The 24,667-nt window shown below is 61.9% G+C and carries 26 protein-coding genes; 14 read left to right on the forward strand and 12 right to left on the reverse strand.

The window, feature by feature from the left end:
* Positions 1-12: 12 nt before the first annotated feature.
* The 8 genes from prmB to dapC all read right to left on the reverse strand — a co-directional run bounded on the left by prmB (position 13) and on the right by dapC (position 7,821).
* Complete coding sequence (prmB, locus tag ACPJXG_RS08890) at positions 13-903, reverse strand: 50S ribosomal protein L3 N(5)-glutamine methyltransferase (protein ID WP_219307053.1); 891 nt, start codon at positions 901-903, stop codon at positions 13-15.
* Positions 904-959: 56 nt separating this feature from the next.
* Entirely contained in the window at positions 960-2,096 is a 1,137-nt protein-coding gene (dapE, locus tag ACPJXG_RS08895) for a succinyl-diaminopimelate desuccinylase (RefSeq protein WP_425253987.1), read from the reverse strand.
* A gap of 40 nt (positions 2,097-2,136) precedes the next feature.
* Positions 2,137-2,493 (reverse strand): ArsC family reductase, encoded by a 357-nt coding sequence (locus tag ACPJXG_RS08900; RefSeq protein ID WP_425253988.1) that lies wholly within the window; start codon positions 2,491-2,493, stop codon positions 2,137-2,139.
* 138 nt (positions 2,494-2,631) lie between these two features.
* Positions 2,632-3,240: an RES family NAD+ phosphorylase gene (locus tag ACPJXG_RS08905; RefSeq protein WP_425253989.1), complete on the reverse strand. Its 609-nt coding sequence runs from the start codon at positions 3,238-3,240 to the stop codon at positions 2,632-2,634.
* A gap of 10 nt (positions 3,241-3,250) precedes the next feature.
* Complete coding sequence (locus ACPJXG_RS08910; RefSeq protein WP_425253990.1) at positions 3,251-3,967, reverse strand: hypothetical protein; 717 nt, start codon at positions 3,965-3,967, stop codon at positions 3,251-3,253.
* 109 nt (positions 3,968-4,076) lie between these two features.
* Positions 4,077-5,624 carry an FAD-dependent oxidoreductase gene (locus tag ACPJXG_RS08915; RefSeq protein ID WP_425253991.1) on the reverse strand — a complete coding sequence of 516 codons (1,548 nt, stop codon included), beginning with the start codon at positions 5,622-5,624 and terminating at the stop codon, positions 4,077-4,079.
* Between the two features lie 122 nt (positions 5,625-5,746).
* Complete coding sequence (dapD, locus tag ACPJXG_RS08920) at positions 5,747-6,574, reverse strand: 2,3,4,5-tetrahydropyridine-2,6-dicarboxylate N-succinyltransferase (RefSeq protein ID WP_131687277.1); 828 nt, start codon at positions 6,572-6,574, stop codon at positions 5,747-5,749.
* 17 nt (positions 6,575-6,591) lie between these two features.
* Positions 6,592-7,821 carry a succinyldiaminopimelate transaminase gene (gene dapC / locus ACPJXG_RS08925; RefSeq protein WP_425253992.1) on the reverse strand — a complete coding sequence of 410 codons (1,230 nt, stop codon included), beginning with the start codon at positions 7,819-7,821 and terminating at the stop codon, positions 6,592-6,594.
* 186 nt (positions 7,822-8,007) lie between these two features.
* Here dapC and tsaB point away from each other — a divergent pair, with 186 nt between their 5' ends.
* The 4 genes from tsaB to ACPJXG_RS08945 are packed head-to-tail and all read left to right on the forward strand — an operon-like array spanning position 8,008 to position 11,030.
* Positions 8,008-8,733 carry a tRNA (adenosine(37)-N6)-threonylcarbamoyltransferase complex dimerization subunit type 1 TsaB gene (tsaB, locus tag ACPJXG_RS08930; RefSeq protein WP_035820375.1) on the forward strand — a complete coding sequence of 242 codons (726 nt, stop codon included), beginning with the start codon at positions 8,008-8,010 and terminating at the stop codon, positions 8,731-8,733.
* Positions 8,730-9,227 (forward strand): ribosomal protein S18-alanine N-acetyltransferase, encoded by a 498-nt coding sequence (gene rimI, locus ACPJXG_RS08935; RefSeq protein ID WP_051958832.1) that lies wholly within the window; start codon positions 8,730-8,732, stop codon positions 9,225-9,227. The genes tsaB and rimI overlap by 4 nt, the downstream gene beginning before the upstream one ends.
* The gene (locus ACPJXG_RS08940; RefSeq protein WP_278316489.1) at positions 9,224-10,099 is read left to right on the forward strand and encodes a uracil-DNA glycosylase; all 876 of its coding nucleotides are present in this window, start codon (positions 9,224-9,226) and stop codon (positions 10,097-10,099) included. The genes rimI and ACPJXG_RS08940 overlap by 4 nt, the downstream gene beginning before the upstream one ends.
* Positions 10,095-11,030 carry a DUF1853 family protein gene (locus ACPJXG_RS08945; RefSeq protein WP_423221858.1) on the forward strand — a complete coding sequence of 312 codons (936 nt, stop codon included), beginning with the start codon at positions 10,095-10,097 and terminating at the stop codon, positions 11,028-11,030. Before ACPJXG_RS08940 ends, ACPJXG_RS08945 begins: the two co-directional genes overlap by 5 nt.
* Before the next feature lie 62 nt (positions 11,031-11,092).
* Here the strand turns inward: ACPJXG_RS08945 and lplT are convergent, their stop codons facing one another.
* On the reverse strand, positions 11,093-12,355 hold the full coding sequence (lplT, locus tag ACPJXG_RS08950; RefSeq protein WP_278316487.1) for a lysophospholipid transporter LplT: 1,263 nt from the start codon (positions 12,353-12,355) through the stop codon (positions 11,093-11,095).
* A 247-nt stretch (positions 12,356-12,602) separates the two neighbouring features.
* Between lplT and alr the strand changes: the two genes are divergently transcribed.
* From alr to fliD, 4 genes are all read left to right on the forward strand, one after another.
* The gene (gene alr / locus ACPJXG_RS08955) at positions 12,603-13,694 is read left to right on the forward strand and encodes an alanine racemase (RefSeq protein WP_425253993.1); all 1,092 of its coding nucleotides are present in this window, start codon (positions 12,603-12,605) and stop codon (positions 13,692-13,694) included.
* Positions 13,695-13,773: 79 nt separating this feature from the next.
* Positions 13,774-15,150: a DNA repair protein RadA gene (gene radA / locus ACPJXG_RS08960; protein ID WP_425253994.1), complete on the forward strand. Its 1,377-nt coding sequence runs from the start codon at positions 13,774-13,776 to the stop codon at positions 15,148-15,150.
* A gap of 131 nt (positions 15,151-15,281) precedes the next feature.
* Positions 15,282-15,602, forward strand: a complete 321-nt coding sequence (locus tag ACPJXG_RS08965; RefSeq protein WP_425253995.1) for a PilZ domain-containing protein — start codon at positions 15,282-15,284, stop codon at positions 15,600-15,602.
* 229 nt (positions 15,603-15,831) lie between these two features.
* Complete coding sequence (gene fliD, locus ACPJXG_RS08970) at positions 15,832-17,217, forward strand: flagellar filament capping protein FliD (protein WP_035820362.1); 1,386 nt, start codon at positions 15,832-15,834, stop codon at positions 17,215-17,217.
* On the opposite strand, the gene ACPJXG_RS08975 is transcribed toward fliD, so the two are convergent.
* On the reverse strand, positions 17,214-17,984 hold the full coding sequence (locus ACPJXG_RS08975; RefSeq protein WP_425253996.1) for an AraC family transcriptional regulator: 771 nt from the start codon (positions 17,982-17,984) through the stop codon (positions 17,214-17,216). The two genes, fliD and ACPJXG_RS08975, sit on opposite strands and share 4 nt — an antisense overlap.
* Before the next feature lie 130 nt (positions 17,985-18,114).
* Between ACPJXG_RS08975 and ACPJXG_RS08980 the strand changes: the two genes are divergently transcribed.
* Both ACPJXG_RS08980 and rraA read left to right on the forward strand, forming a co-directional pair.
* Positions 18,115-19,350 (forward strand): MFS transporter, encoded by a 1,236-nt coding sequence (locus ACPJXG_RS08980; RefSeq protein WP_425253997.1) that lies wholly within the window; start codon positions 18,115-18,117, stop codon positions 19,348-19,350.
* A 32-nt stretch (positions 19,351-19,382) separates the two neighbouring features.
* Positions 19,383-19,877 carry a ribonuclease E activity regulator RraA gene (rraA, locus tag ACPJXG_RS08985; protein ID WP_099400446.1) on the forward strand — a complete coding sequence of 165 codons (495 nt, stop codon included), beginning with the start codon at positions 19,383-19,385 and terminating at the stop codon, positions 19,875-19,877.
* Here the strand turns inward: rraA and ACPJXG_RS08990 are convergent.
* Positions 19,874-20,080, reverse strand: a complete 207-nt coding sequence (locus ACPJXG_RS08990; RefSeq protein ID WP_425253998.1) for a DUF4952 domain-containing protein — start codon at positions 20,078-20,080, stop codon at positions 19,874-19,876. The two genes, rraA and ACPJXG_RS08990, sit on opposite strands and share 4 nt — an antisense overlap.
* Positions 20,067-20,450 (reverse strand): MerR family transcriptional regulator, encoded by a 384-nt coding sequence (locus ACPJXG_RS08995; RefSeq protein ID WP_176390012.1) that lies wholly within the window; start codon positions 20,448-20,450, stop codon positions 20,067-20,069. The genes ACPJXG_RS08990 and ACPJXG_RS08995 overlap by 14 nt, the downstream gene beginning before the upstream one ends.
* A gap of 80 nt (positions 20,451-20,530) precedes the next feature.
* On the opposite strand from ACPJXG_RS08995, the gene ACPJXG_RS09000 reads away from it, so the two are divergent.
* The 4 genes from ACPJXG_RS09000 (at position 20,531) to ACPJXG_RS09015 (ending at position 24,339) form a co-directional block, all read left to right on the forward strand.
* The gene (locus ACPJXG_RS09000; RefSeq protein ID WP_425253999.1) at positions 20,531-20,968 is read left to right on the forward strand and encodes a hypothetical protein; all 438 of its coding nucleotides are present in this window, start codon (positions 20,531-20,533) and stop codon (positions 20,966-20,968) included.
* 102 nt (positions 20,969-21,070) lie between these two features.
* Complete coding sequence (locus ACPJXG_RS09005) at positions 21,071-22,888, forward strand: DUF4153 domain-containing protein (protein ID WP_425254000.1); 1,818 nt, start codon at positions 21,071-21,073, stop codon at positions 22,886-22,888.
* 602 nt (positions 22,889-23,490) lie between these two features.
* Positions 23,491-23,811 (forward strand): toxin-antitoxin system YwqK family antitoxin, encoded by a 321-nt coding sequence (locus tag ACPJXG_RS09010; protein ID WP_425254001.1) that lies wholly within the window; start codon positions 23,491-23,493, stop codon positions 23,809-23,811.
* 3 nt (positions 23,812-23,814) lie between these two features.
* Positions 23,815-24,339, forward strand: coding sequence for a hypothetical protein (locus ACPJXG_RS09015; RefSeq protein WP_425254002.1), 525 nt, complete (start codon positions 23,815-23,817; stop codon positions 24,337-24,339).
* Positions 24,340-24,667: the final 328 nt, after the last annotated feature.

The following is a 24,667-nucleotide window of genomic DNA, read 5'->3' on the forward strand; positions in this document are numbered from 1 at the left end:
CTACCAAGTCGATCAAACCAGCTTCAACTGCTCGGCCGTCAGCAGGAACACCATGTCGTCGCCGGCGCTTGTCGTCAGCCAGGTCAGGCCCAGCTCGCCAAAGGCCGCTTCCGCGTACTCGCGTTCGTTGCCGATTTCAATCATCAGGATGCCGTCGTCCGTCAGGCGTTCGGCCGCGCCGGCGATGATCTTGCGCACCAGGTCCATGCCGTCGCTGCCGCCGTCGAGGGCGATTTGCGGTTCAGCCAGGTATTCCTGGGGCAGGGCGCCCATCGACGCGGAATTTACGTACGGCGGGTTGCTGATGATCAAATCATATTTCTTGGCCGGCACGTTCGTGTACAGGTCCGATTCGATCAGGGTGACGCGGTCCTGCAATTTGTAGGTGTCGACGTTGCGCTTGGCCACGGCCAGCGCGTCGGCCGAAATATCCACGGCGTCGACGGCGGCGTTCGGGAAGGCGTCAGCCATCATGATCGACAGGCAGCCCGAACCGGTGCACAGTTCCAGGATGTTTTCCACGGCTTCCGGCTCCGCCACCCATGGCGAGAAGTATTCAGGAATCAGCTCGGCGATGAAGGAGCGGGGCACGATCACGCGCTCGTCGACGTAGAAGTTATACGTACCCAGCCAGCCTTCCTTGGTGATGTAGGCGGCTGGCACGCGGTCGATGCTGCGGCGGTCGATGACGCTCATGACGCTGGCCACTTCCGACGGCAGCAGCTTGGCGTCGAGGAACGGTTCGAGCTTGTCGAGCGGCAACTTCAAGGTGTGCAGGATCAGATAGGCCGCTTCGTCGAACGCTTCGGCGCTGCCGTGGCCGAAAAACAGCTTGGCGGTATTGAAACGGGTAACGGCGTAGCGCAGCAGGTCGCGTGGCGTGGAAAACGGGTTCGGGGTCATGGCATTCTCGAAAAGACGGTGTTCTGGCCCGCCGTGACGGGCCTCGGTATTCTGGTTCAGACGGGCAGCAAATGCTCCAGCGTGCGCCGGTAAATATTCTTCAGGGGATCGATGTGGCGCAGTTCGATGTGCTCGTCGATCTTGTGAATACTGGCATTGGGCGGCCCGAATTCTATCACTTGGGGGCAGATTTGCGCGATAAACCGGCCATCCGAGGTGCCGCCCGTGGTCGACAGCTCCGTCGCGAGGCCCGTTTCTTCCAGGATGGCGGCGGACAGCGCATCGCTCAAGGTGCCGCGCGGCGTGAGGAAGGGCAGGCCGCTCAGGGTCCACTGCAAATCGTACTGCAAGTCATGTTTGTCGAGGATGGCGTGGACCCGCTCTTGCAGGTTTTCCGCCGTGCTGGCCGTGGAAAAGCGGAAGTTAAAGTCGATCACCATGTCGCCGGGAATCACGTTATTCGCGCCCGTGCCCGCGTTGATGTTGGACATTTGCCACGAGGTCGGCAGGTAATACTCGTTGCCGGCATCCCATTTCTCTTCGACCAGGTCGGCCAGCGCCTGCGCCGCTTCGTGGATCGGGTTTTTTGCCAGGTGCGGGTAGGCGATATGGCCTTGCACACCCTTGATGGTCAAACGCCCCGACAGCGAACCGCGGCGACCGTTCTTGATCATGTCGCCCAGCTGCGCGCTCGACGTCGGCTCGCCCACCAGGCAATAGTCGATCTGCTCGCCGCGCTCTTTCAATTTGTCGCAGACGATGACGGTGCCGTCCGTGGCCGGGCCTTCCTCGTCGCTGGTGATCAGAAAGGCGATCGAACCCGTGTGCCCGGGCGTGGCGGCAATGAACTCCTCGCAGGCGACCACCATGGCGGCGATCGAGGTCTTCATGTCGGCCGCGCCACGGCCGTACAGCTTGCCGTCGCGGTGCGTGGGAATGAAGGGCAGCGAGCGCCATTGCTCGACGGGACCGGTCGGCACCACGTCCGTATGGCCGGCAAAGACGAACACGGGCGACGTCGTGCCGCGGCGCGCCCACAGGTTGGTGACGTCGTTCGACTGTATCGTCTCGCAGACAAAGCCCAGCGGCGTGAGGATGTCGATCAGGTGCTGCTGGCAGCCCTTGTCGTCGGGCGTGACCGAGGACAGGGCGATCAGTTTTTCGGTCAGGGCGAGGGTTTTGGAGGTGGTCATGGGTATGGTCGTGCCGGCAACATCGTGGTCAACTAGGGGGTTACAGCGAGAAAATGGTTTTGTACTGCGCATCCGAAAACGCGACGCTGAACTTGCCATCCTTGTCCAGCACAGGGCGCTTGATGATGGACGGGTTTTCCAGCATCAGCTCCAAAGCGCTGGCCGCATCGACGGTGGACGCCTTGCGCTCGTCGGACAGGGCGCGCCAGGTCGTGCCTTTCTTGTTGACCAGCACATCCCATGGCAATTGCGCCAGCCAGGCCTCGACCGTGGCGCGTTCCAGGCCCTGCTTCTTGAAGTCGTGGAAGGTGAAATCGAGTTGCTGCGCGGCCAGCCAGGTGCGGGCCTTTTTGACGGTATCGCAGTTGGGGATACCGTAGAGTGTAATGGTCGTCATGGGTAGGGCTAAGGGGAATGAATGCGGTTCGCTTGATCGCGGCGCTTGCGCCAGGGAAAAATACGATGTTAGCCGACATTATACAGTCGATGCGCTGTCGATGCGGCAGTGCAACAAGGTTGCATGATCCTGGCAGATTCAGTGCCAGGCGCTGCGGATGCCAAGCAGTGTGGCGACCTGGCCGAAGTCCGGATGGACAGAAAGCGGCGTGGCGGACTTCATCGCGAGCTTGGGCGCGGCGCGGTGGAACAATACCAGCGCCGTTTCATCATTCTTGTGGCGTGACATGTAGAGCATGCCGTCGACCGCGTCCGGATGCGCATGGATGGCGGCCGACCAGGCCTTGGTCGTTTGATACGACGACGTGCCGCTGAGCCCCGCATGGCCACCCAGTTGCCTGAGGGCGGCACCAGTCAGATCAGCCACGATAAGCGGTTTGCCGGCCAAGCGAATCACAAAGCGTGCCTGTATCACGGCCAGCTCGATCACGAAGCGGTTATGGATGGGTTTGCGGTCATGCAGCAAGGTTTCGGCAAGCGCCACAGCCAGCGACGTGCCCAGGTAGCAGGTGCCGAAGCGGGCCGCCGCCTGTGGGTGGGGATCGTCGAAGCGGTAGGTGTTCGCCCTGCCGAAATACGGTTCGCCCGTGGCGTGGCCGGACACACGGTACAGCGCTGCGGGATCGCAGCGCACCGTCTGTAGCGCTGCGGGCAGTTGCGGCAGACGGGGCAGGCGCAAGGTTGCCACGGCCGCGCGGTTATTCGTCAGCGTAGGCGCGGGCGGCCGCCATCACGGCATCGAGTTTGCCTTTGGCCAGGGCTTCCAGCGGCGACTTGCCGCCCAGCGACAGGCGCGGAGCGATAAAAAAATCCCATTTGGCGGTGCCCGGCAAGTCGCCGAGGATTTTGCTGATTTTTTCCAGGATGTGTCGGTCGTGGCGGGGATCGGCGAAAAATGCCGGATAGACATATTCGCCCGAAGCGCCGCGCAAGGCGAACAGGCGTCTGGCTTTGAGTGCCGCACTGAGCGCCTGCGGCGTGACTTCCAGCCGGGCGCGCAGTTCGGGGCCAGACAGCAAGCTGTGCGAGGCCAGGTCTTTTTGACGCTGCTGCCGCTCCTGCTCTTCCAGGCCGCGCATGAATTGCCGGGTATTGATGTGTCCTGCATGCGCGCCGATATCAGAGGCCCGGTTCAGCTCGCGTTCGGCGACGATATCGAGGTCGCGCCGCATTTGCGCCAGCAGCGCGGGCCGGTCGTCGCGCGGCACGGCGTCCAGCAGCGATGCATAGGCTTCCTGGAACGTATCTTGTGCAATGTTAAAACGCAAGCCCGTGGCATTGGGAGCGAGTGCATTCGCCAGCTGCCTGGCCAGCGATGGCGCGGCTGAAGCATGCCCGCTGCCGGTGGCGGCCTCATCAATCGTGCTGGTGTCGCCATCGCTGACAGGGGAGCGTGTGTTCGATGTGTTCGACATGGCTGTCTCCTTGAAACGCATGTTTCAGCATAGGACACGAAGTCAAACAAAGCAAACAAAGCAAGGAAATTAAATTCCCCACTTTGATTTGCCACAAACCTTGGCTGGCCTACACAGGCCGTGGCGCCGCCTTGCTCGAGTCGGCCGGACCGAAATGCAGGCCCAGCCGCAAGGCCAGGGCGCGCAAGGCGCCGCTTTCCTGCAGGTGCAAGGCCAGCGCGATGTGGCCGTCGGGGCGCACCAGGTAGGCCGCGTCGCGGCCCAGGCCGGCCAGTTTGGCGGCGACATTGAAGGTGTAGCAGTGTACGGGCAGTTTCAGCACGCGCGCCTCGTCCAGCAGTTCGGGCGCCGCTTCGCCATAGATGTGCAATTGCCAATCCATGCTGCGCAGGGCCGTAAAATTGTCTTGCGTGCCGTCGGAAAACCACGGCAGGCGGTCGCCCCCGCGCAGGTATTCCGCGTGGCCTGCGGACAGGGCGCTGTCTTCATAGCTGATCTGGATTTGCGACACGGTCTGGAACAGCAAACGGCGCGCCCGCGCGAAGCCCGAGAGGAAGGGCAGCGCGTGCGGCACCAGCCAGCGCCGCAGGAATTGCCCGGCGATGCCTTGCGCGACGATGGCCTGGAAGGCGCGGTCGGTGGTGGCGACGAGCTTGCGGGCAAACACGATGCGCTCGCTTTCATAGGTGTCGAGCAGGGCGTCGTTGCTTTGTCCGCGCAGCTTTTGCGCCAGTTTCCACGCCAGGTTGACGGCGTCGCCCAGGCCCGTGTTCATGCCCTGGCCGCCCACGGGGCTGTGCAAATGGGCCGCGTCGCCGAGGATGAAACAGCGGCGTTCGCGGAACTGCCCCGCCACCCGGTGGTGGACTTTATACGTGGAAAACCAGTTGATTTGTTCGACCTGGATATTCAGCAAACTTTCCACCTGTTCCCGCACGTCGTCGAAGACGGGTGACGGCGCGCCATCGGGACGGTCGGGCAGGATGCCGATCAGGCGCTGCATGCCGCTGGTGCGCACGGGCAACATCAGCGCAAACGAGTTCGCGCCCAGATGGGCGTGCAAATCCGTGTTCTTGCCCGCCACTTGCGCGTCGGCCACGTAATACAGGTGGTCGTAGGTGCCGCCGGAGAATTCAAAGCCGGCGATTTCGCGTACCTTGCTGCGGGCGCCGTCGCAGCCACAAATATAGTTAAACGTGCAATATTGACGTTCGCCATCTTTCAGCAGGATGGCTTGCACTTCGCTATCGTCCTGCGTCCACAGGTCCAGCGCCACGTTCCATTCCACGTGCACGCCGGCAGCCGCCAGCTTGCTGATGAGGAAGCGTTCATGCTCGTCCTGCGGCAGGCTCAGCACAAAAGGGTAGGGGCTCAGCCCTTCGCCGATCTCGCCCAGCGCCAGTTTCACCAACTCCTCGCCACCTTCATGGATGTGCATGGCATTGATCTTGATGCCCAGGCTGACCAGCTCGTCGGCAAAGCCCAGCTGCTGGTAAAACTCCAAGGTGCGCGCATGCACGGCCATGGCCCGCGACGCCTGGCCCGGACCGCTATTCTTGTCGATGATGCGGCAATCGACACCATGGCGCGCCAGGCGCAAGGCAAGCATGAGGCCGGTAGGACCGGCGCCGACGATCAGGACGGGAGGTGTATTCATGCCATCCAGTATAGGACAGGATGGGGGATGGCTCCACGACGATTGAAGTTGCCAGTCGGAAATGAAAATGTCCCGCCAAAGCGGGACATTCAGGGTGCTGCGTGCGCCTCGCGGCGCAGTGATTAAATCCCGCGCAGCAACTCGTTGATACCGGTCTTGGCGCGGGTTTTTGCGTCCACGCGCTTGACGATCACGGCGCAGTACAGCGAGTACTTGCCGTCTTCCGAAGGCAGGTTGCCGGACACCACGACGGAACCGGCTGGCACGCGGCCGTAGGTGACTTCGCCCGTGGCGCGGTCGTAGATCTTGGTCGACTGGCCGATGTAGACGCCCATCGAGATGACCGAGTTTTCTTCGACGATCACGCCTTCGACGATTTCCGAACGGGCGCCGATGAAGCAGTTGTCTTCGATGATGGTCGGGTTCGCTTGCATAGGTTCCAGCACGCCGCCGATGCCGACGCCGCCGGACAGGTGGACGTTCTTGCCGATCTGCGCGCAGGAGCCGACGGTGGCCCAGGTGTCGACCATGGCGCCTTCATCGACGTAGGCGCCGATGTTGACGTAGGACGGCATCAGCACGACGTTCTTGGCGATGAAGCTGCCGCGGCGGGCGACGGCTGGCGGCACCACGCGGAAACCGCCCTTGGCGAAGTCTTCCTTGGTGTAGTTGGCGAACTTGGTCGGGACTTTGTCGTAGAACTGCATCGTGCCGTCGGACGGCAGGACGACATTGTCTTCCAGGCGGAACGACAGCAGCACGGCTTTCTTGACCCACTGGTTGACCACCCAGTCGCCCGAGGTTTTCTCGGCCACGCGGATGCTGCCGTTGTCCAGGCCATTGATGACGTGGGAAACGGCGTCGCGCAGTTCGGCCGTGCCGTTGCCTGGATTGATTTCGGCGCGGTTTTCCCAGGCCTGGTCGATGATGGTTTGCAGTTGTTGGCTCATGATGATGTCTTGTTTATTTAGTTGGTTGATGCGGATGCGGAAAGCTGCTGGCAGAATTTTACTATGCGCAGTGCGGCTTCCAGCCCTTCGGCCGTTTCGGCCACCAGGGCCATGCGGATACGGTTGCGGCCCGGATTGATGCCGTGCGCGTCGCGCGCCAGGTAACTGCCAGGCAATACCGTCACATTATATTCGGCGTACAGGCGTTGCGCGAATTCGGTGTCGGACAGTCCCGTGCGGCTGACGTCGGCCCACAGGTAGAAGCCGGCGTCCGGCAATTGTACGTCCATCACCGATTGCAGCAGTGGCGTGATGGCGTCGAACTTGGCGCGGTACTTGGCGCGATTTTCCTCGACATGGGTTTCGTCGTTCCAGGCCGCGACGGAGGCCGCCTGCACGGCGGGGCTCATGGCGCCGCCGTGGTAGGTTCGGTAGAGCAGGAATTTTTTCAATACTTCGGCATCGCCGGCCACAAAGCCCGAGCGCATACCCGGCACGTTCGAGCGCTTCGACAGGCTGGAAAACACCACCAGGCGCGCATACGGGCGCTCGATGGTGGACAGGCCCAGCATGTGCGCCGCCTGCAGCGCGCCCAGCGGTGGCGTGTCGCCGTGGTAAATCTCGGAATAGCACTCGTCGGCGGCGATGACGAAATCGTAGCGTTCGGACAGGGCGAACAGGTGTTCCCAGTCCGTCAGAGTCAGCACGGCGCCAGTCGGGTTGCCCGGCGAACACAGGAACAGCAACTTGACCTTTTCCCACACGCTGGTCGGTACGCTGTCGTAGTCGCAGCCGAAATTGCGCGCCGGGTCGGAATTGACGAAATACGGTTCGGCGCCGGCCAGATAGGCCGCGCCTTCATAGATCTGGTAGAACGGATTCGGGCTGATCACGAGCGAACCGGCCGATGGATCGATTACCGTTTGCGCCAGCGCAAACAGCGCTTCGCGCGAACCGTTCACGGGCAGGATTTGTGTGGCAGGATTGAGCTTGGGGATGCCATAGCGGCGCTCGAGCCAGCCGGCGATGGCGCTGCGTAACGCTTCCGAACCGATGGTGGTCGGATAGCTGGCCAGGCCGTGGATATTGTCGGTCAATGCCTGCTCGATGAAGGCCGGCGTCGGGTGCTTGGGTTCGCCCATGCCCAGGCTGATGGGCGCATATTCGGGATTGACCGTCACGCCGGCAAACAGCTGGCGCAGCTTTTCAAACGGGTATGGTTGCAGTTTAGCAAGAAGTGGATTCACGGAACGGACCAGGGCAAGAGTGGGGTGATAGTGTCGCGTATGGATTGCCGGGCATGGCGCAATGACGCCGGTCAAGCAATCAGCTTAGCCTTTTATTATAGCCGTCCTCGCGCACGGGCTGTGCAAGTAGGCTGTTGTTGACCTGCACGGCATGCCGCTTCCGGGCCTGGCAAGGTAAAATACGCTATGTCTACCTTACTTCCCACCCTGCTTGCTATTGAAACTTCGTCCGAACTCGCCTCCTGCGCCTTGTTGCGCGGCGATGTCGTCCTGTCCCGCGCCTCGTCGGGCGTGCGCACGCATTCCCAGTCCATCTTGCCCATGGTGCAGGAATTGCTGGCCGAAGCGGGCGTGACCCTGGCCGACGTCGACGCCGTCGCCTACGGCTCCGGCCCCGGCTCGTTTACGGGCGTGCGCACGGCTTGCGGCATCGCGCAAGGCCTGGCCTACGGCGCCAATCTGCCCGTCGTTCCCGTCGTCACGCTCGACGCCATGGCCCTCGCGTGCCACCAGCAGCATGGCGCGCAACGCATCGTGACCGTGCTCGACGCCCGCATGAGCGAAGTGTACTGGGCGCAATACGATTACCAGGATGGCTTGCAGATTGTTTCGCCACCGGCCCTGAGCGCGCCGGCCGGCGTGGCGCCGCAAGGCGAGGTCACAGGTTGCGGCAACGGTTTTAGCGCCTATGCCGACGCCCTGGCCGCGCTGCCATGTGCCGCCAGCGCGGACGCGGCCATCATGCCGCACGCCGTGCAAGTGGCGCAGCTGGCGCGCATCGCATTTACTTCCGGGCAGTTCGTGACGGCGGCCGAGGCGCAGCCTTTGTATTTGCGCAACAAGATCGCCTACACGAGTGCGGAACGCCTCGACATGCAGGCCGCCAAGGCCGCTGCGGAGTCGGCGCAATGATGGAAGCGGGCAAGGACAAGGACAGCGCGGCAGGCTGGGACTTGCTGCGCCTCGACTATCAGCCGATGCAGGAAGCGGACCTGTTTGAAGTGCTGGCGCTGGAACAGCGCGTGTATCCGCATCCCTGGACGCATGGCAATTTCGTTGATTCGCTCAAGAGCGGCTACCCTGCCTGGGTGCTGCGCGACGTGGATGGCACCTTGCTTGGCTACTTCTTGCTGATGCTGGTTGTCGACGAGGCGCACTTGCTCAACGTGGCCGTCGAGGGCGCCATCCAGGGTCAGGGACTGGGTCGCTTCCTGCTGAACCAGTCCTGCGCCTGCGCGCGTCAGCTGGGCATGGAATCGATGCTGCTGGAAGTGCGCCCGTCGAACGTGCGCGCGCTCGACATCTACCAGCGTTATGGATTTGAACAGATCGGCCGGCGCAAGGGATACTATCCGGCCAGTAACTCGCAACGTGAGGACGCCATCGTGATGCGTTATACCTTATGAGCCGCAGCGCCGTTTTCCTCGATGAAATGGGCGTCGGTCCCCTGTGGCGCTTGCGCCAGGGTGCCGCAGCCGAGGCCGTTGATGTCGTCGAAGCTCCCGTGGAGGTGGAAGTCGTCGTGGCGGCGCCTGTGGCAGAAGCCGTAGAAGCCGTGAATGAGGTGGTTGCTGAGGCGGTCGCCGAGGTGCCGGCCGAAGCGCCAGTCGCTGTTGCCGTGCTGCCAGTTCCCGCCGCCGAGCCGGACGACACGGCCTGGTTCGACGATGCGCCACCACCTCCGCCCGTCAAACAGTTGAGCGATGCCGATATCGCCGCCCTCGACTGGGATGGTTTGACGGCGGCCGTCGCCAAGTGCGCGCGCTGCGACTTGTGCAAGACGCGCAAGGGCGTCGTCATGGGCCGTGGCGACCGCCAGGGTGCCTGGCTGATGCTGGCCAGCAGTCCCTCGCGCCTGGAAGAGCGCGAAGGGCGCGCCTTGCCGGGCGAGCAGGGCAAATTGCTCGACAATATGCTCAAGGCCATCGAAGTCGACGCCGGCAGCGGCGTGTACATCACGCACTTGCTGAAATGCCGTCCGCTCGACGAGGCGGGGCAGGAGCGCCTACCCACTGAATCGGAGTCCGCCGCTTGCCGTCCGTACTTCGAGCGCGAACTGGCCCTGCTGCAGCCGCGCACCATCGTCACCCTGGGTTCCATGGCCGCCGCCGGCATCAATCCCGGCGAAAAGCCCGTGCGCGGCACGGTGCGCCAGCTGGGCAATGCGTCCGTCGTGGCCACCTTCCATCCGGAAATGTTGCTGCAGGACGAGACGGGCAAGGCCAAGGCCCGTGCCTGGACCGACCTGTGCCTGGCGAAAAGCACGCACGGTGATTGAGGCGGACGTCGGCAGCTTCCAGGCCCGTTTCGAGCGCCGCTGGGGACATTTGACGCATCCTCGCGTGCGCGCGCTGGCCTGGCTGCTCGACTCGCCCGATTTGCTCGATCCGTCCAGCCCCCACTGGGGCGGACGCATCGCCAGCCTTGCGCCCGTCACGCCTGCCGTGGCTGTCTGGCTGGGGGCGCTGCAGGATGACCCGTCGCCGCTCGATGCGGCGCTGGGGCCGAAATTCTATTCTCGCCTGGGCCTGTATGCTGAAAAGCTGCTGGCCTTTTATTTCGAGCAGCACGGCGTGCTCGCTGCGCATGGCTTGCAAGTGCAGGTCAACCGCAACGACACGGTGGGCGAATTCGATTTTCTGCTGCATGATGGAGATGGCTTGCTGCACTGGGAATTCGCCACCAAGTTCTACCTGCTCGAAGGCGCGCCCGATCCGGGTGTCTTCAACCACTTGATCGGCCCCAACCTGGCCGATACCCTGGGCTTGAAGATGCGCAAGATTCTCGACAAGCAATTGGCCTTGTCCCGCCATCCGGCCGCACAAAGCTTGCTGTCGCAGCCCGTGCGCGCGGCGCAGGCGCTGGTCAAAGGCTGGCTGTTTTATGCACCGGGCGCCACGCCCGCCATGGACGGTATTTCCCCGGAACATGGACACGGCTTCTGGTGCACGCCGGCGCAACTGCCGCAGCAGCGCTACGTCGTGCTGCCGCGATTGCAATGGCTGGCGCCATTCAAGGGGCGCGACGAGGAAGTGCTGGACGTGGATGCCTTGCGGGCGCGCTTGTTTGATCTGGCGCAACCGGTGATGGTGGCCACAGTGGATACTATCGAAGGCTGGGAAGTGGAGCGCACGCGCGGTTTTGTCGTGCCCGCTACCTGGATTGAGCAGGCTGCCGCGCGGCGGATTACCGGCGCGCTACCAGCTTAGGTCGTGTAGGTCGTGTAGGTCGGATTAGCGGCGGCACGCCGCGTAATCCGACACCACTCTAATTAATGTTTCTGCTCGCCAATCAGCGACAGATTGTCGTGCTCCAGCTGGTTCAGCTTGTGCCTGCGCATGATCATGTACATGGTGCCGGCGACGAACAGGCCGAACAGGGTGATGATGATGTTCAGCGGCAGGTGCAGACGGATCATGATGGAGTACACGGCCAGCATGGTCAGAATCGACAGGTTTTCGTTGAAGTTCTGCACGGCGATGGAATGACCTGCGCTCATCAGCACGTGGCCGCGGTGTTGCAGCAGCGCATTCATGGGCACGACGAAGAAGCCGGACAGGGCGCCGATCAGTATCAGCAGCGGGTAGGCGATCCACACGGAATGCACTTGCGTCATCATCATGACGATGACGCCCATGGCGATGCCCAGCGGAATGACGGTCAGCGATTTGCGCAGCGGAATGAAGCGCGCCGACAGCACGGCGCCGGCGGCCACGCCGATGGCGACCACGCCCACCAGGCTGGTCGCCTTGTCGAATGGCATGTTCAACGATTGCTTGGCCCACTCCAGCACGATCAGCTGCAAGGTGGCGCCGGCGCCCCAGAACAGGGTCGTCACGGCCAGGGTGATCTGGCCCAGCTTGTCTTTCCACAGGATGGAATAGCAATTGGCAAAATCGGTAATCAGTTTGATAGGATTGCGTTCCTGGTGCGGATACACGCAGCCCGTGTCGGGAATCTTCAGGTTGGCCAGGGTTGCCAGCACATAAATGCCGACCACCACACACAGGGCCGCTTCCGTCTTGTTGGTGATGCCCGTGTCGATCAGGGGGAAGTCGAAGGACAGCAGCATGTCGGACACGTGGCCGCTGACGAGTGCGCCGCCCATGACGGTGCCGAGGATGATGGAGGTGACGGTCAAGCCTTCGATCCAGCCATTCGCCGCCACCAGTTTTTCCGGCGGCAGCAGTTCCGTCAGGATGCCGTACTTGGCGGGCGAGTACACGGCCGCGCCAAAACCGACGACGGCGTAGGCCAGCAGCGGGTGTACGTGGAAGAAGACGAGGGCGCAGCCGAAAATCTTGACCATGTTGGCGATGAACATGACCTTGCCTTTTGGCAAAGCATCTGCGAAGGCGCCGACAAAAGCGGCCAACAGCACGTAAAACAGCACGAATGACAGTTTGAGTAGCGGCGTGATCCACGCCGGTGATTTCATGGACACCAATAAATCGACGGCGACAAAAAAGAGGGCGTTATCTGCCAGCGAGGAAAAGAACTGCGCCGCCATGATGGTATAAAAACCACGATTCATTCTGGAATGCCTGAAATCATATCTGGCTTGCTTTATACCACGAAAAAACGGCAAACCCCAAGTTTGGAAGGGGCTGCTTTGCATACTCTTGTCTAAGTGAACCTTAATTTTTCTGCCGTAGAAAAATACACATACATGTAAGCATTTTATAAATGATGTCCTCTGCACACGACCGTCGGCGACTGCCATGTCACCATACGGTGCATCCGGTAAAATACGGCTTTCCCACTCGCCGTACACGAAGCATATGCCCAGGCCCCTCATCGCCACCATCCATCTCGATGCCATGCAACACAATCTGGCGCGCGCCCGTGCCGGCGCCCGCGGCGCCAAGGTGTGGGCCGTCGTCAAGGCGAACGCCTATGGTCACGGCCTGGAACGGGCCATGCGGGGCTTTGTCGAAGCCGATGGTCTGGCGCTGGTCGAGGTCGACTACGCCGTGTGCTTGCGCGAGCTGGGCTGGACCAAGCCCATCTTGCTGCTGGAAGGGTTTTTCGACGCCAGCGATTTGCTGGTCATGGCGCAGCACAAACTGAATGGCAGCGTGCATTGCGAAGAACAGATCGCGATGCTGGCAGCGGCGCGCCTGCCGCACTCCATCGATGTGCACCTGAAAATGAACACGGGCATGAACCGCCTGGGTTTCACGCCGGATGCCGTGGCGGGTGCGTATGCGCGCCTGCGCGCCATCCCGCACGTCGGCACGATCACCCTGATGACGCACTTCGCCAATGCGGACGAGGCGGCGCCCGCGCGCTTGCCGTTGGAGCAGCAGATGCTGCGTTTTGAAGCCGGTGCGGCCAGCATTGGCACAGCCTTGCCGCGCAGCCTGTGCAATTCGGCCGGCCTGCTGATGCACCATCTGGACAGCGACTGGGTACGTCCCGGCATCATGCTGTATGGCGGCACGCCCAGTGGCGCTCCAGGCGGCACGTCGGCGCAGGCGTTTGGCTTGCTGCCCACCATGACCTTGCGCAGCAGCATCATCGGCATCCAGGATATCGCCGCTGGCGACGTGGTCGGCTATGGCAGCCGTTACGAAGCGGCCGGCAATATCAAGGTGGGCGTGGTGGCGTGCGGCTATGCGGACGGTTACCCGCGCCACGCGCCCGAAGGCACGCCCGTGCTGGTCGACGGCGTGCGCACTGGACTCATCGGCAGGGTGTCGATGGACATGCTGATGGTCGATCTGACGCAGGTTCCTGGCGCAAAAGTCGGCAGTGCCGTCACCCTGTGGGGCCAGGGCATGCCGATCGACGAGGTGGCCCTGGCCGCCGGCACCATCGGCTACGAGCTGATGTGCGCACTGGCGCCCCGCGTTCCGGTGATCGAGGCGTGACCTCGCCGCCTTGTTTGTATATACTGTGAATCTACTGTATATATAAACAGCATTATTCCTTACCCGGGCAAAGTACACCATGGCAAAAGTCAAGACCGTCTACACCTGCAGCGACTGCGGCGCCGTCAGCAATAAATGGATGGGGCAATGCACCTCGTGCAATCAGTGGAATACCATGGTGGAAAGCCTGCCCGAAACGGGCGGCAACAACCGCTATTCGAATCCGCAGCACATGTCGCTGGCCCAGACGGCGCCCGTGCTGTCGCTTGACGATATCGACGCCATCGACGTGCCCCGTTTCGGCACGGGCATCGAGGAATTCGACCGCGTGCTGGGCGGCGGCATGGTGGCTGGCGGCGTCGTGCTGATCGGCGGTGACCCCGGCATCGGCAAGTCGACCCTGCTGCTGCAGGCGCTGGCGAACATGTCGCACCACAAGCGCGTGCTGTACGTCAGCGGCGAAGAGTCCGGCGCCCAGATCGCCCTGCGCGCCAAGCGCCTCGTCATCGACGCCAAGGAACTCAAATTGCAGGCCGAGATCCAGCTGGAAAAGATACTGTCCACCTTGAACGACCTGAAACCGGAAGTGGTGGTGATCGATTCGATCCAGACCGTGTATTCGGACGCGCTCAGCTCGGCGCCCGGTTCCGTGGCGCAAGTGCGCGAATGCGCTGCCCAGCTCACGCGGGCGGCCAAGCAGACGGGCGTGACCATCATCTTAGTCGGCCACGTGACGAAAGAGGGCGCGCTGGCCGGCCCCCGCGTGCTCGAGCACATCGTCGACACGGTGCTGTATTTCGAGGGTGACGCCCATTCCAGCTTCCGTCTCGTGCGCGCCATCAAGAACCGTTTCGGCGCCGTCAACGAACTGGGTGTGTTTGCCATGACGGAAAAGGGCTTGAAGGGGGTGTCGAACCCGTCCGCGCTGTTCCTGTCGCAGCACGATAACCAGGTGCCCGGTTCCTGCGTGATGGTGACGCAGGAGGGCACACGCCCCTTGCTGGTGGAAATCCAGGCCCTCGTCGATACGAGCCACTTGCCGAATGCGCGCCGCCTGTCCGTCGGCCTGGAGCAGAACCGCCTGGCCATGCTGCTGGCCGTCGCGCACCGCCATGCGGGCATCGCCGCCTTTGACCAGGATGTGTTCATCAATGCCGTCGGCGGCGTCAAAATCACGGAGCCGGCGGCCGACCTGGCCGTGTTACTGGCGATTAACTCGTCGATGCGCAACAAGCCGCTGCCACGGGGGTTGGTTGTGTTTGGCGAGGTGGGTCTGGCCGGCGAAATCCGCCCCGCGCCACGAGGGCAGGAGCGCTTGCGCGAAGCGGCCAAGCTGGGCTTTACCCTGGCCGTGGTGCCGAAGTCGAACTTGCCCAAGCAGGTGATCGAAGGCCTCAAGGTCATCGGCGTTGAGCGCATCGACGAAGCATTCAATGAATTGCGCGATCTGGAGTAAAAGTTGGTATGGTTTAAATGCCAAGCTTGAGACAAGTCAAACAAAATTTCCGTTTGGAACTATAATATTTGTCCGATGGATTCACCCCGTGAATCCGCATCGACAATGCATAGTTAGAGAAGCGGAATATAGTGTCAGTTGAGCAAAGGCAGGGCGCACGCAAGATATTGCGTGCCAAGGCAATGTTGGTAATGGATGGCGCGGGTCCCGTGGCGGCGCGCACGCTTGATGTGGGGCAGGGCGGGATGGCGGCCGTCATCGCGGAGCCGGTGCCGACAGGCAAGCAGGGCAAGGTGTTGTTCGAGCTGTTTTACGATGGCGCGGCGCACATCATCGAGGCGCGCGTGTCCGTCTCGCACTGCATTTTCAGCAGCGCAGGTTTCAAGGTGGGACTCACTTTTCTGCAACTGGACATGGCCGTCAGCAGCGCCATTTCGAAATTCATGCGCTGAGGAAAGCCAGGAGCGTGCTGCAGGTGAAATGCGCTAAAATGGTGCATATGGGTTTGCAGTCAGGAAAAACTTGTTCTGTTCGCTGTTTTGATATTCCGGTAATACTGCATAATTATCAACCAGAAGAGGGACGCCGCCGCGCCATGCGCGCCTGCCGTCCGTCTCCAGCGCAGCACGGTCACGACCTGAACCGTGCGCCTTGACCTTACACCCGACGGGAACGCCTACCATGTTTAATTCGACCATCAACAGCAGGGCTTACACCAACAACACGCAGCAGACGACGCAGGGCAATATCTCGGCCGATGTGTATGCGAAGGTGGAGCGCCAGATGCAGTCGCAGAACACGGGCGTCGTCAAGCTCAACGCCAGCCTGGCGCGCGACCAGGCCAAGTTCTCGGGCCTGGGCCAACTGCAATCGGCGCTGGCAAAATTCCAGACCGTGGCCAAGAACATGGCCGGCAGCGGCCTGGCCACGTCGGCCACGTCCAGCGCCAAGGATGTGCTGAGCGCCACCACCACCGACAAGGCCGCCAGCGGCAGCCATGAACTGAACGTCAAGCAACTGGCGCAGGGACAGACCCTGCTCAGCGGCGCGCAGAAATCCTCGAGCGCGCCGATCGGCACCGGTGCGCCCGCGCTGGTCAAGATTGAAGTAGGTTCGGCCGACGGCAAGCAATTTACGCCCGGCAGCGGCAAGATCATTTCGCTGACGATTGACAGCAGCAACAATAGCCTCGACGGCATCGCCGCCGCGCTCAAGCAGCAGGGCATCGACGCCAGCGTGGTCAAGGGCCCCGATGGCTACTCGCTGGCCTTGAACGGCAAGAGCGGCGCCGACAGCAGCATGCGCATCAGCGTGTCCGGCGACGCGGCCGTCAGCAACCTGCTCAGCTATGCGCCCGGCGCAGGCAAGGGCATGCAGCAGACCGCCGCGGCGCAGGACGCGCTGCTGACCGTCGACGGCAAGGAGATCAAGAGCGCCACGAATACCCTGACGACGGCCGTCGAGGGCGCCACCATTGAATTGAAGAAAAAGGGTGTGACGGATCTCGTCATCGCCAAGGACAGCAGCCAGATCGCGACCAACGTGGCCAGCTTCGTCACGGCCTACAATGAACTCAACAGCAAGCTGCAGAGCTTGCAGCAGGGCGACTTGAAGTCCGACACGGCCCTGGGCCAGGTGCGTTCGCAGATGGAGCAAGTACTGCGCACGGCCAGCACGGGCGTGCCATCGTCGGTGCTGGGCAGCGCTGGCGTGACCTTGGGCAAGAGTGGCGAGCTGGTGCTCGACGATAAAAAACTCAAGGCGGCCATCGCGGCCGATCCGGACGCCGTCAGCAAGATGTTTACCAATAACGGCAAGGGTGTGGCGGATCAGTTCGTCAGCAAGATCGGCGAGCTGACGGGCGAAACGAGCATCATCCGCAAGGAAGTGCAGACGGTCGGCAAGGACATCACCACCCTGACCAACAAGAAAGCCGTGCTGGCCAAGGCGCTGACGGCCCAGGCGCAGGCGCTGGTGAAAGCGTATTCGGCGCAGGAACAGATGGGCACGAACTCGGCCTTGCCGGGTTACACGGGCAAGAACTCGCTCTTCGACTTCATGGCCTAAGGACGCTCGCCCTGGGCAAAGAAGGCTGACGGCGAGCTGCCGAAAGTCTTCTTGAACATGGCGGAAAAGGCCGACTGGCTGGCGTAGCCCAGTTCTTCGGCCACCTGCGACAGCGGCACGCCGCGCGCGATCAGGGGCGCCGCGTGCGCCAGGCGCACCTGCTGGCGCCACTGGCCAAAACTCATGCCCAATTCCCGTTCGAACAGCCGCGCCAGGGTACGCTCCGAGGCGCCGACCTGCTGCGCCCAGTGTTCCAGCGTCTGGTTCAAGCCCGGTTTCTCGATCAGGCTGTCGCACAGGGTTTTCAGGCGCTTGTCGCTGGGCAAGGGCACGCGGATGGGATGCGTGGCCGAGCGTTTCAATTCATCGAGGATCAGTTCGGCCAGCAGCGCCTCGCGCGCCGGTTCCTGGCCCGGGTCCAATTGCTCCAGCGCCATGATCAGCTGGCGCAGCAGGTTCGATACTTCCAGCACCTTGCAGTCCTGGCCCGCGAACGGCGCGCGCGCGGCATGGATGCATAGTGGCCGCAAACGGGTTTTTTCCAGTATCGTGACGGCATGCTCCACGTTGGGCGCGATCCAGATGGCGCGCATGGGCGGCAGCACCCAGCTGCTGTTGTTGGCGGTGATGCGCAGCACGCCTTCGAGCGCCATCGTGACCTGGCCCCAAGGATGGCTGTGCGGCAAGAGAAATTCATCGGTTTGCAAGTCGCGCGCGACCATCGTCACGGGGATGGTCGCGCTGGGCGCTTCCCGTGGCGGACACATGCGGGTATGGTGGAGGATAGGTACACCCATCAGCTTGGCCTTAATTCGATAAATTATGTCGTTCTGTCGGAAAACAGACGATGGTATTTTGCATACACTTGAGCTTCACCAGTATAAGACAGGGTATGACATGATCACAACTCACTCGGCATCCGAAATTCCCACCTTGCGCAGCGATGCCCGCGTCATCGGCCTGGTGGGGCTGGCGCATGGCGTGTCGCACTTCTACCATTTGATCCTCGCGGCCCTGTTCGTCTGGCTGAAACCGGCCTTCGGCCTGTCGTATGCCGAGCTGGGCCTGCTGATGACGGTGTTCTTCATCATCTCGGGCGTGGGGCAGGCGCTGGCCGGCTTTGTCGTCGACCGCTTCGGCGCGCGTGCCGTATTGTTTTCCGGCATCTTCTTGCTGGGCGTGTCGGCGCTGGCCCTGTCCACCGCGCACAGCTATGCGGCGCTGATGCTGGGTGCCATGCTGGCAGGCATGGGCAACAGCGTGTTCCATCCGGCCGATTACACCATCCTCAACCAGCGCGTGTCGGCGGCCCGCGTGGCTTACGGCTTTTCCGTGCATGGCATCAGCGGCAACATCGGCTGGGCCCTGGCGCCCCTGTTCATGACATACGTTGCCACCCATTATGACTGGCGGGTGGCGCTGCAATGCGCGGCCGTGCTGCCGTTTGGCGTGCTGTTGATCCTGTTCCTGAACCGCCACGCCATCCGTCCCGAGCCCGTGAAAAAGGCCGCGCCGGGTCAGGCGGCTGGCGGCGAAGGCACCTTGGATTTCCTGCGCCTGCCTGCCGTGTGGATGTGTTTTGCCTTCTTTTTCATTACCGCCATCGCCCTGGGCGGCATCCAGAGCTTTGCCAGCGTGGCCCTCGTCAAGCTGTATGGCATGAGCCTGGCGCTGGCCACCAGCGCCTACACGGCCTATATGCTGGCCTCGGCCGTGGGCATGCTGGCCGGCGGCGTGGTGGGTGCGCGCAGCAAGCAGCCGGACCGCAACGTGGCGATCGCCTTTTCCGCCGCCGCGCTGCTGGCCGTGCTGCTGGCCATGGCCGTCGTGCCAGCCTGGGGCGCGGTGGTGCTGATGGGCGCCATCGGCTTGACGTCGGGCGTGGCGGGGCCGTCGCGCGACCTGATGATACGCGCGGCGGCGCCGAAAAATGCCACCGGGCGCGTGTACGGCGTCGTGTATTCGGGCCTCGACAGCGGCCTGGCCGTCGGCCCCCTGTTCTTTGGCGCGCTGATGGATGGCGACCATCCGGCCCTGCTGTTCGTCTTCATCGGCGTGTTCCAGGCGCTGGCGATTGCCACGGCCGTGGGCGTGGGCGGCAAAACCCGTGCCGCGGCGCTGCAAAAGGCATAGAATCGTTGCCATCTGCCACGAAAGGAATTCCCATGACCTTTGCCACCACCGACCTGTGCGACGACTATGCAGCCATGCTGGACGATGGCACCCTGGCCGTGCTGCCGCCCGTGTACCGCGCCTTTGGCCAGCGCGTGCGTTTCAGCGGCCCCGCCACCACCTTGCACGTGTTCGAAGACAACGCCCTCGTGCGCAGCACCCTGGAAACGCCGGGCCAGGGCCATGTGCTGGTGATTGATGGCGGCGGCAGCCTGCGCCGCGCGCTGGTGGGCGGCCAGCTGGGTGTGCTGGCCGAAAGCAACGGCTGGGCCGGCATCGTCGTCGATGGCTGCATCCGCGACAGCGAGGAACTCAATGTCTGCCAGATCGGCGTGCGCGCCCTGGCCACGCATCCGCGCAAGAGCAACAAGACGGGCGCCGGCCAGCGCGACGTGCGCGTGCAGATCAGCGGCGTGGCCGTGCATCCGGGCGACTGGATCTACGCCGATGCGGACGGCATCCTGGTGGCGCGGCAGGAACTCGACTAAGGGCCTGTCCCACCAGGGCAGCGCCGCAGATACGCTTCCGTCTGCTGCGCATGCTTGCCACCGACTTCATGGCGCTCCCTGTTTTGCTGGCAACCCTGGTAGACGAGATACGCGGGTTTCTTGCCCAGCCGGGACAGCAAGTCGCCGCAGGCCAGCTCGGCGCCCAACAGGTAAAGCCACGGCAGTAATTTAGTGCGCTGCACCGGCATCGCCCCGCAATGGACAATCGGCCGCCTGCGGCCCCATACGCAGCACCAGTTCGCCGCGCAATTGCGTCAATCCCGCGATGCGCGCATCGATTTCGCCCAGCTTGCGCGCCAGCGCCGCGCGCAGCAGGTCCGCCGTGGCGGGATCGCCGGCACTGGCTAGCAGCGGCATGTCGGCCTCGATTTCGGCCAGCGTAAAACCCAGTTGCTGCGCCGTGCGCAGGTAGCGCAGCCAGTCGGCCGCCTCGGGCGGGTAGTCGCGGTAGCCATTCGCGCCGCGCCGCGCGCGCAGCAAGCCCCGCTTTTCGTAAAAGCGCAGGGTATCGCGGCTCAAGCCCGTCGCCTGCGCCATCTCGCCGATCTGCATGGAATTTCTTTCATAAAATGCTTGACCATGGAGTGTACTCCAAGCTCGATCATGGGTGCTTTCCATAACCAGGAGTTCCCATGTTGTCCATTTCCGCTTTTCGCCGCGTGGTGCGCGCCAGTGCCATTTATGATGTGCTCATGATTGCCCCGTTTACCACGCCGTGGACGTTTTTGCTGCTGCGCGAACACTTGAACGCGCTCAACGTGAGCCTGGGCGGCCTGCCGCTGCCCGTCTTCGGACCGTTTCATCTGCTGATCAGCAGTTTGTTTGGCAGCGTGGTGATGGTCTGGTCGGTGCTGCGCATGCTGGACCCGCAGCCGCGTTTCGGCCGCTACGACGCGGCGGCGCGCTACCTGTTTTCCATGTGGATGGCATGGGCGCTGCTGGTGACGGGCCAACCCGTGCTGTGGCTGTTCCTCGTGCCGGAACTGGCCTGGGGCCTGGCGCAAAGCCTGCCATTGCGCCGCAGTGAAGACGCGGGGGAAGGGCGTGCGCGTGAATCGCTGTTGAGATGACGATAACGAAATGCAATAATGGCCGTGCTCGCAGTACAGCAATGACTGCAATGAACGACTATTAAGAGGATGATTATGCAGCAGGATGTCGCAGGAAAAAACATGGCGTTGCTCGATCCGGTGGTGGCACCGCGCATCGCGGTGACGCGCCTGGTGACGGGCCTGCTGCAAGGCTTGCTGCTGTACTGGCTGTACAGCACGGCGCAGGACAAGGTGTGGCCCGCCACGGAAGCCTATCTGCTGGCGCCGCTGATGCTGATCAGCCTGCTGCTACCGATCCTGCTGGTCTCCAGCCTGGGCCATATGTCGGTCAAGCGCATCGGGCTGTGGATGGCGGGCGCGGCCGTCGTGATGGCCGTGCTGGCCTGGCATGACGTGGCGCGCGGCGCCGAGCACGTGATCTGGGGCAACTACAAGCCGGGCGCGCCCCTGCGCGTCATTTCCGCCCAGCTGTTCGGTTTTTGCGTCGTGGGTTTTTATATCGCCCACGCGCTGGTGCTGGCCAGCGCCCAGGATGGCCAGCGCATCGCCCGTTATCCCACCTACTTTGAAATCGCCTGGAAGCTCGGCATCCAGCTGCTGTTTTCCCTGCTGTTCGTGCTGGGCCTGTGGCTGGTGCTGTGGCTGGGTGGACAATTGTTCCTGCTCATCAAACTGAGTTTCCTGAAAAAACTGCTGGGCCAGGCCTGGTTCGTGATTCCCGTCATCTGTTTCGCGTTTTCGTTTGCCATCCACATCACGGACGTGCGTCCGTCCATCGTGCGCGGCATCCGCACCTTGCTGCTGGTGCTGCTGTCGTGGCTGATGCCGATCGCCGCCGTGCTCGTCTCCGGTTTCCTGCTGACCTTGCCCTTCATCGGCTTCGAGCGCCTGTGGGCCACGCGCCATGCGGCGTCCGTGCTGCTGGGCATGGCCGGCGTGCTGGTGGTGCTGATCAATGCCGCCTTCCAGAATGGCGAAGTGGGCCATGGCGTGGCGCGCGGCATCCGCCTGGGCACGCGCCTGGCTTGCCTGCTGCTGCCGTGGGTGGTGGGCATCGCCATCTATGCGCTGACCCTGCGCGTGATGTCGCATGGCTGGACGTCCGACCGCCTGATCGCTGCCGCCTGCCTGCTGGTCGCCACCTGCTACGCCGCCGGTTACGCCTGGGCGGCCAGCAAGTATGGCGATTGGCTGCATCTGATCGCCAACGTCAACGTGGCTACCGCCGGCGTCACCCTGCTGGTGCTGTTCGCCCTGTTCTCGCCGCTGGCGGACCCAGCCCGCATTTCCGTGGCCAGCCAGATGGCGCGCCTGGACAGCGGCAAGATCGGCGTGGACAAGTTCGATTTCGAATACCTTCGCTTCCAGGGCGCCCGCTACGGCCAGGCAGCCTTGCAGGAGTTGACGAAACGCACGACGGGGCCAGACGCGGCCATCGTGCGGGCCCGTGCCGAAGCCATGCTCAAGCGCCAGAACCGCCTCGACGAGACGGGGGCGCTGAGCGACGTGTCGATCAACCTGACCCTGCGTCCGGCCACGGCGAAGTTGCCGGAGAGTTTCCTGCGCCAGGACTGGACGCAAGTGAGCCCTGCCTGGCGCCTGCCCGCCTGCCTGAAGCGGGCAGGGCCGCAGTGCGACGCCTACCTGCTCGATTTCGATGGCGATGGCAAGCAGGATGTGCTGCTGATCAGCAATGACCCGCGTGCCTCGTCAGTGTTGCTGGCGGAAAAGGAAGACGGCAGCTGGACCGCGCGCGGACAAATTCCCACCGATGCCCTGCGCTGCAAACCCCTGCGCGAGAAACTGCAGGCGGGCGAGTTCCAGCTGGTGCCGCCGAAAGTGCGCGAACTGGAAGTCGACGGCCAGCGCGTGCCGATGACCCTATATACGCCAGAGGACGAGGTCAGCTGCCCGGATGAGACGGCGCCGGGCCCGTAAGTGACAGTGAGAGGACTTGGTGCACCGGACCAAACCTCTTGCTGGCGCTGAAGGCAGTAACTTCGTGCACTGAATCATTTTGACTGTGCGGTATCGGCCAATACCAGACGTTCCACAACAGAGCTTCGGACAATCAAGGTGTGAAGTTTATGTGCAAATGCAAAGAAGTCCCGCTGGCGATTGCTAACCTCACGTACTGGCAAAAACGCTTTGAATACAAAGGAGCGGAGGAGTTTTCTACCTATTTTCAAGATTTGGATACAGAGACTTTTTCACCCCCACTCGATTATGAAATTTCAAATTATGAGTGCAAGATTTGCTCACAAAAATGGTATGTAGAATGCGCACCTGAACAAACAAATTGGGCTGTGTTTGCCATGAAAGATGCTACGGGTGACTTGACTTGGAAGTCACTTAGCATAGCGGCGCAGCGAGCTTTCCTTGAGCTGCTAGCACACCGTGGATTTTCTGAGGACAGGTGTCTGTTCAAAAACTGCACCGGTCTGGCCTTAAACGGGCGGTTGGTCTGCTATGCTCACCTTCCGTAATCGGCCAGAAGCAGCCATTCAGTCATCGACACCAATTTTGGGAACCAACAGCCAGTGGACTTAAATATTGCCGAGATTTTTTATGAGACCGGTGATGTCAGATTTCGGTATGCCCGGTACTTGTCTCCCGACGGGGCTAGATGGATCCGCCATGGACTCTTCACCGAATTCCACAGGAATGGGCAGTTGGCTTCGCAAGGGATGTACGCGGACGGAGTGGAAGAAGGAAGCTGGCAGGACTTCTACGAGAGCGGTCAGATTGCAGCAGAAGGTATGTACTACCGAGGTGCCGAGGTTGGAATCTGGCGATATTGGAACTATGACGGTATAGAAGAACTTCCTGAGAACCGAGGTGACGGTTCTCTTGTTGAGTAAATTGTGGCTTTCATGATGTGCTGCCTCTCGTTCCGAAAGACCGGTATGGGGCGGCACCTGCCAACAGCGGCAACCGGCCAATACCCGACGTTCCACAACAGAGCATCGGACAATCAAGGTGTGAAGTTTATGTGCAAGTGCAAAGAAGTCCCGCTGGCGATTGCCAACCTCACGTACTGGCAAAAACGCTTTGAATACAAAGGAGCGGAGGAGTTTTCTACCTATTTTCAAGATTTGGATACAGAGACTTTTTTACCCCCACTCGATTATGAAATTTCAAATTATGAATGCACGATTTGCTCACAAAAATGGTACGTGGAATGCGCACCTGAACAAACAACTTGGGCTGTGTTTGCCATGAAAGATGCTGCGGGTGACTTGACTTGGAAGTCACCTAGCGTAGCGGCGCAGAGAGCTTTCCTTGAGCTGCTAGCACACCGTGGATTTTCTGAGGACAGGTGTCTGTTCAAAAACTGCACCGCTCTGGCCTTAAACGGGCGGTGGGTCTGCTATGCTCACCTTCCGTAATCGGCCAGAAGCGGTCGTTGGACGCAGTCAGTGATGAACTGTCACTCTGTCCATGGTGTTTGAGGTGGCTGCTTGATGAGTTCAAGTTGATCTCCAGGAAGAGCAAGTGTCGATTTCTATATATTCCTTTACTGCTTGTCGGGAGCTTTGACCCTAGACAAGCTGGTGCGCCTGTTGCGAGGATGAGAGCACCAGAAGACAAAAATGGGGAAGTCATGTAGCCCTCTGCCTGCTAGAACGGAGCCGCCCATAAAATCTGCTGGGAAGCCTCCTGACGGACGCCACAAGTGGAAGCCGGAATTTCCACTTCGCAATAATAGGAGAAGAG

This window comes from Janthinobacterium sp. NFX145 (assembly GCF_049810325.1).
Lineage (GTDB): Bacteria > Pseudomonadota > Gammaproteobacteria > Burkholderiales > Burkholderiaceae_D > Janthinobacterium > Janthinobacterium rivuli.

Coding starts and splice junctions, on each gene's coding strand:
- prmB (WP_219307053.1), bottom strand. CDS start 903: ATGACCCCGAACCCGTTTTCCACGCCACGCGACCTGCTGCGCTACGCC.
- dapE (WP_425253987.1), bottom strand. CDS start 2,096: ATGACCACCTCCAAAACCCTCGCCCTGACCGAAAAACTGATCGCCCTG.
- ACPJXG_RS08900 (WP_425253988.1), bottom strand. CDS start 2,493: ATGACGACCATTACACTCTACGGTATCCCCAACTGCGATACCGTCAAA.
- ACPJXG_RS08910 (WP_425253990.1), bottom strand. CDS start 3,967: ATGTCGAACACATCGAACACACGCTCCCCTGTCAGCGATGGCGACACC.
- ACPJXG_RS08915 (WP_425253991.1), bottom strand. CDS start 5,624: ATGAATACACCTCCCGTCCTGATCGTCGGCGCCGGTCCTACCGGCCTC.
- dapD (WP_131687277.1), bottom strand. CDS start 6,574: ATGAGCCAACAACTGCAAACCATCATCGACCAGGCCTGGGAAAACCGC.
- tsaB (WP_035820375.1), top strand. CDS start 8,008: ATGTCTACCTTACTTCCCACCCTGCTTGCTATTGAAACTTCGTCCGAA.
- rimI (WP_051958832.1), top strand. CDS start 8,730: ATGATGGAAGCGGGCAAGGACAAGGACAGCGCGGCAGGCTGGGACTTG.
- ACPJXG_RS08940 (WP_278316489.1), top strand. CDS start 9,224: ATGAGCCGCAGCGCCGTTTTCCTCGATGAAATGGGCGTCGGTCCCCTG.
- lplT (WP_278316487.1), bottom strand. CDS start 12,355: ATGAATCGTGGTTTTTATACCATCATGGCGGCGCAGTTCTTTTCCTCG.
- alr (WP_425253993.1), top strand. CDS start 12,603: ATGCCCAGGCCCCTCATCGCCACCATCCATCTCGATGCCATGCAACAC.
- radA (WP_425253994.1), top strand. CDS start 13,774: ATGGCAAAAGTCAAGACCGTCTACACCTGCAGCGACTGCGGCGCCGTC.
- fliD (WP_035820362.1), top strand. CDS start 15,832: ATGTTTAATTCGACCATCAACAGCAGGGCTTACACCAACAACACGCAG.
- ACPJXG_RS08975 (WP_425253996.1), bottom strand. CDS start 17,984: ATGTGTCCGCCACGGGAAGCGCCCAGCGCGACCATCCCCGTGACGATG.
- ACPJXG_RS08980 (WP_425253997.1), top strand. CDS start 18,115: ATGATCACAACTCACTCGGCATCCGAAATTCCCACCTTGCGCAGCGAT.
- rraA (WP_099400446.1), top strand. CDS start 19,383: ATGACCTTTGCCACCACCGACCTGTGCGACGACTATGCAGCCATGCTG.
- ACPJXG_RS08995 (WP_176390012.1), bottom strand. CDS start 20,450: ATGCAGATCGGCGAGATGGCGCAGGCGACGGGCTTGAGCCGCGATACC.
- ACPJXG_RS09000 (WP_425253999.1), top strand. CDS start 20,531: ATGTTGTCCATTTCCGCTTTTCGCCGCGTGGTGCGCGCCAGTGCCATT.
- ACPJXG_RS09005 (WP_425254000.1), top strand. CDS start 21,071: ATGGCGTTGCTCGATCCGGTGGTGGCACCGCGCATCGCGGTGACGCGC.